This is a genomic window from Aldersonia sp. NBC_00410 (assembly GCF_026342035.1).
GTDB lineage: Bacteria > Actinomycetota > Actinomycetes > Mycobacteriales > Mycobacteriaceae > Aldersonia.
Map to the genome: position 1 here is coordinate 184,028 of NZ_JAPENM010000011.1, position 11,980 is coordinate 196,007.

Annotated in this window: 11 protein-coding genes and 1 pseudogene; 10 read left to right on the forward strand and 2 right to left on the reverse strand. The window is 68.3% G+C overall.

What is annotated here, in order from left to right:
* The first annotated feature begins 2 nt into the window (after positions 1–2).
* Positions 3–347 carry a phosphoribosyl-AMP cyclohydrolase gene (hisI, locus tag OG921_RS23085; protein WP_266114872.1) on the forward strand — a complete coding sequence of 115 codons (345 nt, stop codon included), beginning with the start codon at positions 3–5 and terminating at the stop codon, positions 345–347.
* Positions 348–385: 38 nt separating this feature from the next.
* Here the strand turns inward: hisI and OG921_RS23090 are convergent, their stop codons facing one another.
* Positions 386–850, reverse strand: coding sequence for a MarR family winged helix-turn-helix transcriptional regulator (locus OG921_RS23090; protein ID WP_266114873.1), 465 nt, complete (start codon positions 848–850; stop codon positions 386–388).
* A gap of 91 nt (positions 851–941) precedes the next feature.
* Here OG921_RS23090 and OG921_RS23095 point away from each other — a divergent pair, with 91 nt between their 5' ends.
* Positions 942–1,709: a dioxygenase gene (locus OG921_RS23095; RefSeq protein WP_266114898.1), complete on the forward strand. Its 768-nt coding sequence runs from the start codon at positions 942–944 to the stop codon at positions 1,707–1,709.
* A gap of 120 nt (positions 1,710–1,829) precedes the next feature.
* On the opposite strand, the gene OG921_RS23100 is transcribed toward OG921_RS23095, so the two are convergent.
* Positions 1,830–2,285, reverse strand: a complete 456-nt coding sequence (locus OG921_RS23100) for a peroxiredoxin (protein ID WP_266114874.1) — start codon at positions 2,283–2,285, stop codon at positions 1,830–1,832.
* A gap of 55 nt (positions 2,286–2,340) precedes the next feature.
* Between OG921_RS23100 and OG921_RS23105 the strand changes: the two genes are divergently transcribed.
* From OG921_RS23105 to OG921_RS23140, 8 genes and pseudogenes are all read left to right on the forward strand, one after another.
* Positions 2,341–3,933 (forward strand): anthranilate synthase component I, encoded by a 1,593-nt coding sequence (locus tag OG921_RS23105; protein ID WP_266114875.1) that lies wholly within the window; start codon positions 2,341–2,343, stop codon positions 3,931–3,933.
* Complete coding sequence (locus OG921_RS23110) at positions 3,930–4,607, forward strand: TIGR02234 family membrane protein (RefSeq protein ID WP_266114876.1); 678 nt, start codon at positions 3,930–3,932, stop codon at positions 4,605–4,607. The genes OG921_RS23105 and OG921_RS23110 overlap by 4 nt, the downstream gene beginning before the upstream one ends.
* 106 nt (positions 4,608–4,713) lie before the next feature.
* The gene (gene trpC, locus OG921_RS23115) at positions 4,714–5,523 is read left to right on the forward strand and encodes an indole-3-glycerol phosphate synthase TrpC (protein WP_266114877.1); all 810 of its coding nucleotides are present in this window, start codon (positions 4,714–4,716) and stop codon (positions 5,521–5,523) included.
* A gap of 5 nt (positions 5,524–5,528) precedes the next feature.
* Positions 5,529–6,806 (forward strand): tryptophan synthase subunit beta, encoded by a 1,278-nt coding sequence (trpB, locus tag OG921_RS23120; RefSeq protein ID WP_266114878.1) that lies wholly within the window; start codon positions 5,529–5,531, stop codon positions 6,804–6,806.
* Entirely contained in the window at positions 6,803–7,606 is an 804-nt protein-coding gene (trpA, locus tag OG921_RS23125; RefSeq protein ID WP_266114879.1) for a tryptophan synthase subunit alpha, read from the forward strand. Before trpB ends, trpA begins: the two co-directional genes overlap by 4 nt.
* Positions 7,603–8,688, forward strand: a complete 1,086-nt coding sequence (gene lgt, locus OG921_RS23130) for a prolipoprotein diacylglyceryl transferase (RefSeq protein WP_266114880.1) — start codon at positions 7,603–7,605, stop codon at positions 8,686–8,688. Before trpA ends, lgt begins: the two co-directional genes overlap by 4 nt.
* 326 nt (positions 8,689–9,014) lie before the next feature.
* A pseudogene (locus tag OG921_RS23135) lies at positions 9,015–9,269 on the forward strand (TM2 domain-containing protein); the annotation flags it as partial.
* A gap of 167 nt (positions 9,270–9,436) precedes the next feature.
* Positions 9,437–11,980 (forward strand): glutamate synthase central domain-containing protein (locus OG921_RS23140; RefSeq protein ID WP_323182861.1); only part of this gene is annotated, 2,544 nt, incomplete at its 3' end.

Genomic DNA, 11,980 nt, shown 5'->3' on the forward strand with positions numbered 1-11,980 from the left:
ACATGGCCCTGAACCCCGATATTTCGGCGCGGCTCAAGCGCAACGAGGCCGGCCTCGTCGCGGCGGTGGCACAGGAACGCGCCACCGGCGACGTGCTGATGGTTGCGTGGATGGACGACGAGGCGCTCGCACGGACTCTGGAAACCCGCAAGGCGACCTACTATTCGCGCTCCCGGCAGCAGTACTGGGTGAAGGGCGAGACGTCCGGGCACACCCAGTACGTGCATGAGGTGCGCCTCGACTGTGACGGCGACACCCTACTGCTCGTCGTCGACCAGGAGGGTGCGGCCTGCCACACCGGCACGCACACCTGCTTCGATTCCGACGTCCTGCTGGCGTCGCCATGAGCCGCGCACTCGACGCGTAGTGCCGTGGACCCGTTCGTTCAGCTTTGCTCGGCGATGCCCCGGTCGAGTTGGGCCACCATCGTCTCGCCGAGCACGGTGAGCGCACGCACCTGTTCGACGTCGATGCCGTCGAAGACGAGGGTGCGCACGGTGTCGACGTGGCCGGGCGCCGCCTCGGCCACTTTGGTGTACCCGTCGTCGGTGAGCACGGCCCAGGCGCCGCGCTCGCCGCGGATGTTCTCCCGACGCACCCAGCCGCGGCGCTCGAGCTTGGTCACCACGTGCGAGAGGCGCGAGAGCGACGCGTTGGCGTCGGCAGCGAGCGCGCTGAGCTTGAGTCGACGCTGCGGTGCCTCGGACAGCACAGACAACACGAAGTACTCGAAGTGGGTGAGATCCGCGTCGCGCTGAAGTTGCGTGTCGAGTGCGGCGGGCAGGCGCATGGCGAGCGCGATCACGGCGCGCCACGCCTGCTGCTGCTCGGTGGTCAGCCAGTCCGTCATGCGACCTCATGGGGATCGTGGAATATCCGGTTCGGGGTGGTGTTGCACAGTCTATACTTGAAGCTTCAACCTAGGAGTTCCGATGTCCACGATGCCAGCGCTCTATCTCAGCCACGGCGCCCCGCCGCTCGTCGACGACGCCCGCTGGGTCGCGCAACTCGCGGCGTGGGCGCGGAATCTGCCCCGGCCGAGAGCGATCCTGGTCGTCTCCGCACACTGGGAGTCCGCCCCGCTGACCATCGGCGCGACGGCAACCGGGACACCGTTGACCTACGACTTCGGCGGCTTTCCGCAGCACTACTACGAGGTGACCTACCGTTCGCCGGGCGCGCCCGATCTGGCCAGGCAGGTGGCCGCGCTGATGCCGGACACCGAACCGGTCGCCGAGCAGCCCGCGCGCGGGCTCGACCACGGCGCGTACGTACCGCTCACCGTGATGTACCCGGACGCGGACATCCCGGTGCTGCAGGTCTCCATGCCGACGCTCGACCCCGAGGCCCTACTGCGCCTCGGCCAACGGCTGCGCCCGCTCCGTGACGAGGGAGTGCTGATCATCGGCTCCGGCTTCACCACGCACGGTCTGCCGTTCCTGACCGACCCGAGGCCCGACGCTAAGGCACCCGGCTGGTCCAAGGAGTTCGACGCCTGGGCCGGCGAGCGGTTCGCCGCCGGTGACCTCGACGCATTGATCGACTTCCGCGCCAAGGCGCCGGGCATGCCCTACGCGCATCCCACGATCGAGCATTTCGCGCCGCTGTTCGTCACCCTCGGCGCCGCCGATGATCCCGAGCAGATTCCGCAACAGGTCATCGACGGCTACTGGATGGGCCTGTCCAAGCGCTCGATCCAGGTCGCCTGACCCGTTTCGCCGGGCCCACCGGATGGCCAATCCGATGCACCCCCGCTTCGACTGAACGGAACCGTTCATTCGATCACATCGACTGAACGGTTCCGTTCAGTCGATGTGGAGGGCGAGCAGTCAGCGGGCGCGCAACGCGGCGAGCGCTTGGTCCGCGTGCACGTTCGCGTTGAGTTCGCTGCCGATCACCTTCAGCACTTTGCGGTCGGTGTCGATGACGAAGGTCTGCCGCTTCACGGGCATCAGCTTGCCGAGCAGGCCGCGCTTCACCCCGAAGCGTTCCGCGACGGATCCGTCCGCATCCGACAGCAGGGGATAGTCGAAACCCTGCTTGGCCGCGAAGCCGGCCAGCGTCTCGGTGCTGTCGGTACTGATCCCGACGCGCGCGGCCCCGACTGCGGCGAAATCGGCGGCCAGGTCGCGGAAGTGGCATGCCTCCTTCGTGCACACCGGTGTGTTGGCGGCTGGATAGAAGAAGAGGACCACGGGCCCGTCGGCGAGCAACTCGGTCAGCGAGCGCTTGGTACCGGTGTGGTCGGAGAGTTCGAATTCGGGAGCGAGATCGCCTGCCTTCATGAACCGAACCTACCGGTGCGACGTTGGCACTGTCGTGACTGGGATGATGGTGCACATGCATGGCGAGTCCACGACGCTTCCGCCCGCCCCACCGGCGGCGACCACCGGAGACGATACGACGACGCTCGAGCAGTTCCGGCTGCTCGCGGCCGAGCACCGGGTCGTGCCGGTCACCCGGAAGGTGCTCGCGGACTCCGAAACTCCGCTGTCGACCTATCGCAAGCTCGGCGCCGACCGTCCGGGCACGTTCCTTTTCGAGTCGGCCGAGAACGGACGGTCCTGGTCGCGCTGGTCGTTCATCGGCGCGGGCAGCCCGAGCGCGCTGTCCGTCGTCGACGGCGAAGCGGCGTGGCTCGGGGCCACCCCGGCGGACGCCCCGTCGGGCGGTGACCCGGTCGCGGCGCTCGGCGCGACGCTGGCGTTGCTGCAAACCGAACGGCTGCCCGGCCTTCCGCCCTTGACCGGCGGCATGGTCGGCTACCTGGGTTACGACCTGGTCCGGCGCATCGAACGGCTGCCCACGCATGCCGCCGACGACTTGCAGGTGCCCGAAATGGTGATGCTGCTCGCGACCGACCTGGCCGCGTTCGACCACCACGAGGGGGCGATCACGCTGATCGCCAACGCGGTGAACTGGAACGGCACCGACGAGCGGGTCGACGAGGCGTACGCCGACGCCGTCGCGCGGCTGGACCGGATGACCGCCGCGCTCGCGGCGCCGGCATCGTCGACGGTCTCGACGTTCGAGCGCCCCGCGCCGGATTTCCGCCGGCAGCGCACCACCGAGCAGTACAGCGCCGGGGTGCGCCGGCTCGTCGGTGAAATCGAGGCAGGCGAGGCGTTCCAGGTGGTGCTCTCGCAGCGTTTCGAGATGGATTTCGACGGTGCGCCGATCGATCTGTACCGAATGCTGCGGGCGTCGAATCCGAGCCCCTACATGTATCTGATGCACGTCCCCGACGCTGCGGGCGGCACTGCGTTCTCGATCGTCGGCTCCAGCCCGGAATCGCTCGTGACGGTGCAGGACCGGGTCGCGACCACGCATCCGATCGCCGGCACCCGCTGGCGCGGCGCGACCGACGAGGACGACATCCTGCTCGGCAAGGACCTGCTCGCGGACGAAAAGGAGAACGCCGAGCACCTGATGCTCGTCGATCTCGGCCGCAACGACCTTGGTCGCGTTTGCACGCCGGGCACGGTGAAGGTGAGCGAGTACCGGCACATCGAGCGGTACAGCCACGTCATGCACCTGGTGTCCACGGTCAGTGGTCACCTCGCCGAGGGCAAGACCGCGCTCGACGCGGTCACCGCCTGCTTCCCCGCCGGCACGCTGTCGGGTGCCCCGAAGGTGCGTGCGATGGAGCTGATCGACGAGCTGGAGCCGACCAGGCGTGGCGTCTACGGCGGCATCATCGGCTACCTCGACTTCGCCGGTGACGCCGACACCGCCATCACCATCCGCACTGCGCTGGTCAAGGGCGGGACGGCCTACGTACAGGCCGGCGCAGGCGTGGTCGCGGATTCGGTGCCCGAGTATGAGGACACCGAGTGCCGCAACAAGGCGATGGCCGTGCTCGGTGCCGTCGCCGCCGCCCGCACCGTCCGCCCGTTCACCGCACGTGCCGCCGAGGACCATCAGGACCGATGACCGAAACGAAACCGGATGATGCCGGCCGCCGATTGCCCGTCGGAGCGCTGATCGCGCTCGCGGTCGGCGCCGCGTGCCTGTGGGCGTCCTCGCGGATGACCTGGGTCGAGGTGACGTCGTTCGACGGGCTCGGCGAGGAACGCACGACTGAACTGCTCGGCAGCACCTGGTTCGGTGCCCTGACGCCGCTCGCGTTGGCGCTGGTTGCCGCGATCGCCGCGGTTTTCGCCCTACGTGGCTGGTTGCGCCGCATCCTCGGGGTGATCGTCGCACTGATCGGCTGTGCCGCCATGGTGCCGCCGGTGGCGTTGCTCGCCGGTTCCGGTCCGACTCGGGACCGCGCCGCTGCGCTGGCCGAGCTACCCGGCCGGGCCGAGGTGACTGCGATGCAGACGTACACACTGCCCGCGGTGCTTGCGGTGATCGGCGGGGCGCTTGCGTTCGTCGCGGGGGTGCTGCTGACCAGAAAACCGCCCGCGGCGCCGACGCTGTCGGCCAAGTACGACGCCCCGGCGGCGCGCCGCGCGGACGCCACCCGCCAGGTCGCCGAGGCCGATGCGGCCGAACCGGGCGCGGAATCCGGGCAATTGTCGGAACGGACGCTGTGGGATGCGCTGGACGCCGGCGAGGACCCGACTACCGGCCGCGACGACGGTCCAGCAAACCGAGGGTGACCGGAGCCACCCGCCGCAAGTCGCTCGAGCGCTGACCTCTACTCTGAACTACACCCGGTGAGTTTCCGCCGTGCGGCGGATCGCCCAGAAAGGAATCGGGCACCTGATGACCGTTCTCGACTCGATTATCGACGGAGTTCGTGCGGACGTCGCTGCCCGAGAAGCCCAAGTCGACTTCGCCGCGATCAAAGCGGCCGCCGCCGCCGCGCCGTCCGCGCTCGATGCCGTCGCCGCGCTGCGTGAGCCGGGAATCGCGGTGATTGCCGAGGTCAAGCGTGCCAGCCCGTCCAAGGGAGCGCTCGCGGACATCCCGGATCCGGCCGATCTCGCCCTGGCCTACGAGAGCGGCGGTGCGCGCATCATCAGCGTGCTGACCGAGGAGCGCCGCTTCCACGGGTCGCTCGCCGATCTCGACAGCGTGCGCAAGGCCGTGTCCATCCCGGTACTGCGCAAGGACTTCATCGTCGGGACGTACCAGATTCACGAGGCTCGCGCGCACGGCGCGGACGTGATCCTGCTGATCGTCGCAGCGCTCGACCAGCACACCCTCAGCTCGCTGCTCGACCGCACCGAATCGCTCGGGATGACCGCGCTCGTCGAGGTGCACACCGAGGAAGAAGCCGACCGCGCGCTCGACGCCGGCGCGACCGTTATCGGCATCAATGCGCGCAACCTCAAGACCCTCGAGGTCGACCGGGACAGTTTCGCCAGGATCGCTCCCGGACTCCCGACCGAGGTCATCAAGATCGCCGAGTCGGGTGTGCGTGGCACCGCCGACCTCCTCGCCTATGCGGGTGCCGGCGCGGACGCCGTGCTCGTCGGTGAGGGGCTCGTGACCTCCGGCGACCCGCGTACCGCCGTCGCCGAACTGGTGACCGCCGGGACGCACCCGTCGTGCCCCAAGCCCGCCCGCTGATCGCGATGACGACCGAGGACCAGGCTCTGCCCAGCGCAAGCGCGGGCATCGCCGAACGCAGCCGTCACGAGCCGGACGCCGGCGGACACTTCGGTGTCTACGGCGGACGGCATGTCCCCGAAGCGCTCATGGCAGTGATCGAGGAAGTCACCGCCGAGTACGAGAAGGCCCGCGTCGATCCGGACTTCCTGAACGAACTCGACCGCTTGCAGCGCGACTACACGGGCCGGCCCTCGCCGCTGTTCGAGGCGACCCGGATGCGCGAGTACGCCGGTGGCGCCCGGATCCTGCTCAAGCGCGAAGATCTCAACCACACCGGCTCGCACAAGATCAACAACGTGCTCGGCCAGGCGCTGCTCGCCAAGCGGATGGGCAAGTCGCGGATCATCGCGGAGACCGGGGCGGGTCAGCACGGTGTCGCCACGGCGACAGCCTGCGCGCTGCTCGGGCTCGATTGCATCGTCTACATGGGCGCCGTGGACACCGAGCGCCAGGCGCTGAACGTGGCCAGGATGCGCCTGCTCGGCGCGCGAGTGGTGTCGGTGGCGTCGGGCTCCAAGACGCTGAAGGACGCGATCAACGAGGCGTTGCGGGACTGGGTCACCAACGCGCACGACACCTACTACTGCTTCGGTACCGCGGCCGGTCCGCATCCGTTCCCGGTGCTGGTCCGCGACTTCCAGCGGGTCATCGGCCTGGAAGCGCGCGCGCAGACGCTGACTCTCACCGGTCGATTGCCCGACGCCGTGACCGCTTGTGTCGGTGGCGGTTCGAACGCGATCGGGATCTTCCACGCGTTCATCGACGACCCCGCGGTGCGGCTGGTCGGCTACGAGGCGGCCGGCGACGGCGTCGAGACCGGTCGGCATGCCGCCACCTTCACCGGTGGTTCGCCCGGTGCGTTCCAGGGCGCGTACTCGTACCTGCTGCAGGACGAGGACGGCCAGACCATCGAGTCGCATTCGATCTCGGCGGGCCTCGACTATCCCGGTGTCGGTCCCGAGCACGCCTACCTCAAGGACATCGGCCGGGCGGAATACCGCCCGATCACCGATACGCAGGCCATGGATGCGTTGCTGCTGCTGAGCCGGCGCGAGGGCATCATCCCCGCCGTCGAGTCCGCGCACGCGGTCGCGGGCGCACTCGAACTCGGCAAGGAGCTGGGGGACGGCGCAATCATTCTGGTGAACCTGTCCGGACGGGGTGACAAGGACATGGACACCGCCGCCACGTGGTTCGGACTCATCGACGAACCGGTTGCGCCGGGGCAGGAGCAGTTGTGAGTGGACTCGACTCCCGGCTCGGCCCCACCTTCGCGGCGTGCCGTGCGGAGCGCCGCGCTGCGCTCGTCGGTTACTTGCCTGCCGGTTTCCCGGATCTGTCCGGCTCCATCGACGTTTTCCGCACGATGGTCGAATCCGGTTGCGACATCATCGAAGTCGGCGTCGCCTACTCCGATCCGGTGATGGACGGCCCGACGATCCAGGCGGCCGCCGAGCAGGCGCTGCGCAATGGCATCCGGGTGCGCGACGTGTTCACCGTGGTCGAGCAGATCGCCGCCGTCGGTGGCAAGGCGGTCGTGATGACCTACTGGAACCCGGTGCTGCGCTACGGCGTCGACGCATTCGCGCGGGATCTCGCGGCCGCCGGTGGACTCGGCCTGATCACGCCGAACCTCATCCCCGAGGAAGCCGACGAGTGGATGGCAGCCTCCGAGACGCACGATCTCGATCGGATCTTCCTCGTCGCGCCGTCCTCCACCGAGGAGCGGCTTGCGATGACCCTCGAAGCCAGCCGGGGCTTCGTGTACGCCGCATCCACCATGGGCGTCACCGGTGCCAGGGACGCGGTGTCCTCGGCCGCACCGGAACTGACCGCGCGCATCCGCGCGCATTCGGATATCCCGGTCGGTGTCGGTCTCGGTGTGCGCTCCGGCGCCCAGGCCGCGGAGATCGCGGCCTACGCAGACGGGGTGATCGTCGGATCGGCACTCGTCAGCGCGGTGGCCAACGGCCAGGACGCGGTCGCGACGCTCACCACTGAACTTGCCAGGGGAGTGCGCTCGGCTACCGTGGCGTCGTGACTTCCAGTGTCGTGAATCCGACCGGGCAACTGCTCGCCTACTTCCCGAGTCCGGCGCGTGGCGTCTGGGAAATCGGCCCGCTTCCATTGCGCGCATACGCGCTGTTCATCATCGTCGGCATCGTCGTCGCGATCTGGTGGGGCGAGAAGCGCTGGATCGCGCGCGGCGGCGTCGCGGGGACCGTGCTCGACGTCGCGGTGTGGGCGGTTCCATTCGGGCTCATCGGCGGCCGGATCTATCACGTGCTCACCGACTGGTCGACCTACTTCGGGGCCGACGGTCACCCGGGCGATGCGATCAAGGTGTGGGAGGGCGGTCTCGGCATCTGGGGCGCGGTCGCCTTCGGTGCACTGGGCGCCTGGATCGGCTGCCGCCGGCGCGGCGTGCCGCTGCCCGCGTTCGGCGACGCAATCGCGCCCCCGATCCTGCTCGCGCAGGCGATCGGCCGGCTCGGCAACTACTTCAACCAGGAGCTCTACGGTAGGCAGACCGACCTGCCGTGGGGTCTGAAGATCTACGAGCGGGTCGACTCGGCTGGTGCGGTGGACCAGCTCAACGGTGTCTCCACCGGGGTCGTCGAAAAGGTCGTGCACCCCACCTTCCTCTACGAGCTGATCTGGAACCTGCTCGTCGTGATCGCCCTCGTGCTGATCGACAAGCGCTTCCGGATCGGGCACGGCCGACTCTTCGCGCTCTACGTCGCGGGCTACTGCCTCGGGCGGTTCTTCGTCGAGCTCATGCGCGACGACTACGCGACTCATATCGCCGGAATCCGGATCAATTCGTTCACCTCGTCGATCGTGTTCATTGCGGCGGTGGTGTACTTCGTCCTCGCGCCGAAGGGTCGCGAGGAACCGGCCGAGTTGCAGGGCAACGCACCGAAGCCTGCGAACGTCGACGGCGAGCGCGACGCCCCGGATACCGAACCGGACCCGGACGAACCCACAGCCGACGCATCGGACGGTCCCGTCGACGAGGACGCGAAGCCAACCGAGTCCGACGACGCCACGCCCGACACTGCAACCACCACCGACGCGTCCACGAACGAGGCGTCGCCCAACAACGCCGGAGGTCGATCATGACCGAACCCGACGGCAACGATCGCGAGCCCGACCCGACCGCCGGGGACGCGACCGCCTCGCCGCCCAACCTCGGTCCCGAATGGGATTCGTCATGGCCGGGCGGCGTGGGTCCGGTGTACGGCGCGCCGGGCACCGGACCGGAGTGGCAGGGCAGCGGATACCCCCAGCCGGGTTATCAGCCACCGAGCTACATCGATCCGGCTACCCCGAATTCGGGTTACCAGCAGGCGGATTACCCACCGCCGAGCTACCCGCCGCCGAGTTACCCGCCGCCCGGCTACGGGAGCTATCCGGCGGCGTCGGCATATGCCTACGGCAGCCCGGATGCGCCCTACGGCAGGCACCCGATCACCGGGGAACCGTTCTCGGACAAGCAGAAGGTCACTGCCGGTGTGCTGCAGATCTTCCTCGGTGCGTTCGGCGCGGGCCGCTTCTATTTGAACCAGCCGGGGATGGCGATTGCACAGATCGCGGTCACGTGGCTGACCTGCGGGCTCGGCGGCATCTGGCCGCTGATCGACGGAATCCTGATGCTGACCGGCAACGTTCGCGATAAGTTCGGTCGCCCCTTGCGGGACTGAATTAGCTGCTAGGGTTGTCAAACTCGGAGTAAACCGAGGCCTTCACGGGCCGATGCTGTCCCGCGGCAATCCGATGGCAACGCCCGAAACGGCGATCGCCACCGAGGCCGCTCCTGCGGCGTCAGCGCATCGTAGGGCCGCCTCGCTGGCACAGGTGGAGGTGGTCCGTGCTCTATTCCCAACTGCCCGCGGCACAGGGTCTGTACGACCCGAACAACGAAGCAGATTCATGCGGCGTCGCAATGATTTGCGACATAGCCGGTCGGCGATCGCATTCGATCGTTTCCGACGGTCTGCTCGCGCTCGAGAATCTCGATCACCGGGGTGCTGCGGGTGCCGAGCCGAACAGCGGTGACGGAGCGGGCATTCTGCTGCAGCTGCCGACCATGCTGCTCGAGGATGTCGTCGACTTCGCGCTGCCCGCACCGCTGCCCGGCGGGGGAAACACCTACGCCGCGGGCATCGCGTACCTGCCGCAGGACGGTGAGTTGCGAGCCGCGACGGTGGCCCGGATCGAGGCGATCGCGGCGGAGGAAGGCCTCGAGGTTCTCGGTTGGCGTGACGTGCCGGTCGATTCGGCGGGCGCCGATATCGGCAAAACCGCACTGGCCTGTATGCCGCACATGAGTCACCTGTTCGTCGCCGCGCCGGAACGGGACGGCAGCCGTCCGGCCGGACTGGATCTCGACCGCTTGGTCTTTCCTTTGCGCAAGCGCGCCGAGCGGATGACCGACGACCCGGACGTACCCGCCGGGGTGTACTTCCCGTCGCTGTCCTCGCGCACCATGGTGTACAAGGGGATGCTGACGACGACGCAACTGCCGCTGTACTTTCCGGACCTGCGCGACGCACGCTGCACCAGCGCGATCGCGATCGTGCACAGCCGGTTCTCCACCAACACCTTTCCGTCCTGGCCGCTCGCGCATCCGTTCCGGTTCGTCGCGCACAACGGCGAGATCAATACCGTGCGCGGCAACCGCAACCGCATGCGCGCCCGGGAGGCGCTGCTCGGCAGCGACCTGATTCCCGGTGACCTGCGCCGGCTCTATCCGATCTGCACGCCCGACGCATCCGACTCCGCGTCGTTCGACGAGGTGCTCGAACTGCTGCACCTCGGCGGACGACCGCTGCCGCATGTCGTGATGATGATGATTCCGGAAGCGTGGGAGAAGAATCGGGCGATGGACTCGGCCCGTCGGGCGTTCTACAAGTACCACGCCGCGGTGATGGAACCGTGGGACGGACCGGCGTGCGTCACCTTCTCCGACGGCACTCTCGTCGGCGCGGTGCTCGACCGCAACGGCCTGCGTCCGGGCCGGTGGTGGAAGACCATCGACGGCAAGGTGATTCTCGCCAGCGAGGCCGGCGTGTTGTCGGTCCCGCCGGGGAAGGTCGCCGCGAAGGGCAGGCTGCAGCCGGGCAAGATGTTCCTCGTCGACACCGCCGCCGGGCGGATCGTGCCGGACCGGGAGGTCAAGGCCTCGCTCGCGACCGAACACCCCTATGGGGAGTGGCTGCACTCCGGTCAGCTGCGGCTCGACTCGCTGCCGGACCGGCAGCGCATCCCCCACAACCACGCCTCGGTGGTCCGGCGCCAACGTGCATTCGGCTACACCGAGGAGGATCTGCGGATACTGCTCGGGCCGATGGCCGCCTCGGGTGGAGAACCGTTGGGCTCCATGGGAACCGACACTCCGATCGCGGCGCTGTCGCAGCGCTCGCGGCTGCTCTACGACTATTTCGTCGAACTGTTCGCGCAGGTGACCAACCCACCGCTCGATGCGATCCGTGAGGAGATCGTCACCTCGCTGTCGCGGATCATGGGACCCGAGCAGAACCTGCTGGAGCCGACCCCCGCGTCCTGTCGTCAGATCGTGCTGCCCTGGCCGGTTCTCGACAACGACGAGCTCGGCAAGATCATCCATATCAACGACGACGGCGACCATCCCGGTTTGTCCGCGGTGGTGCTGCGTTCGCTCTACGACGTGGAACGTGGCGAAGAGGGACTCGCGGACGCATTGGAGTCGTTGCGGCTCAAGGCGAGTCAGGCGATCGCCGCCGGGCATCACACGTTGATCATTTCCGACCGGGATTCCGACCACACTCTCGCGCCGATCCCGTCGCTGCTGGCCGTGTCGGCGGTGCACCACCACCTCGTGCGGACCAAGGAGCGCACGAAGGTCGGCCTGGTCGTCGAATCCGGTGACGCCCGCGAGGTGCACCACATCGCGCTGCTGCTCGGTTTCGGTGCCGCAGCGGTGAATCCGTATCTCGCGATGGAATCGATCGAGGATCTGATCGCGCAGGGCGAACTGACCGGCGTCGAGCCGAGCGTGGGCATCCGCAACTACCTGACCGCGCTCGGCAAGGGCGTGCTCAAGGTGATGTCGAAGATGGGCATCTCCACCGTCGCCTCCTACACCGCGGCACAGGCGTTCGAGGCCGTCGGTCTGGACAAGGAACTGGTTGCCGAGTACTTCACCGGCACGGTCAGCCAGATCGGCGGCGTCGGCCTCGACGTGCTCGCCGAGGAGGTGCGGGTACGGCACCGCACCGCGTACCCGGACAACCCCACCGCACGCACCCACCAGGGGCTAGAGGCCGGTGGCGAGTACCAGTACCGGCGGGACGGCGAACTGCACCTGTTCACGCCGGAAACGGTGTTCCTTTTGCAGCACGCCACCCGTACCGGTCGCGAGGAAGTGTTCGCG

Excerpts from the sequence above, each read along its gene's own strand:
- hisI (WP_266114872.1), top strand. The coding sequence starts at position 3 with ATGGCCCTGAACCCCGATATTTCGGCGCGGCTCAAGCGCAACGAGGCC.
- OG921_RS23090 (WP_266114873.1), bottom strand. The coding sequence starts at position 850 with ATGACGGACTGGCTGACCACCGAGCAGCAGCAGGCGTGGCGCGCCGTG.
- OG921_RS23095 (WP_266114898.1), top strand. The coding sequence starts at position 942 with ATGCCAGCGCTCTATCTCAGCCACGGCGCCCCGCCGCTCGTCGACGAC.
- OG921_RS23100 (WP_266114874.1), bottom strand. The coding sequence starts at position 2,285 with ATGAAGGCAGGCGATCTCGCTCCCGAATTCGAACTCTCCGACCACACC.
- OG921_RS23105 (WP_266114875.1), top strand. The coding sequence starts at position 2,341 with ATGCATGGCGAGTCCACGACGCTTCCGCCCGCCCCACCGGCGGCGACC.
- OG921_RS23110 (WP_266114876.1), top strand. The coding sequence starts at position 3,930 with ATGACCGAAACGAAACCGGATGATGCCGGCCGCCGATTGCCCGTCGGA.
- trpC (WP_266114877.1), top strand. The coding sequence starts at position 4,714 with ATGACCGTTCTCGACTCGATTATCGACGGAGTTCGTGCGGACGTCGCT.
- trpB (WP_266114878.1), top strand. The coding sequence starts at position 5,529 with ATGACGACCGAGGACCAGGCTCTGCCCAGCGCAAGCGCGGGCATCGCC.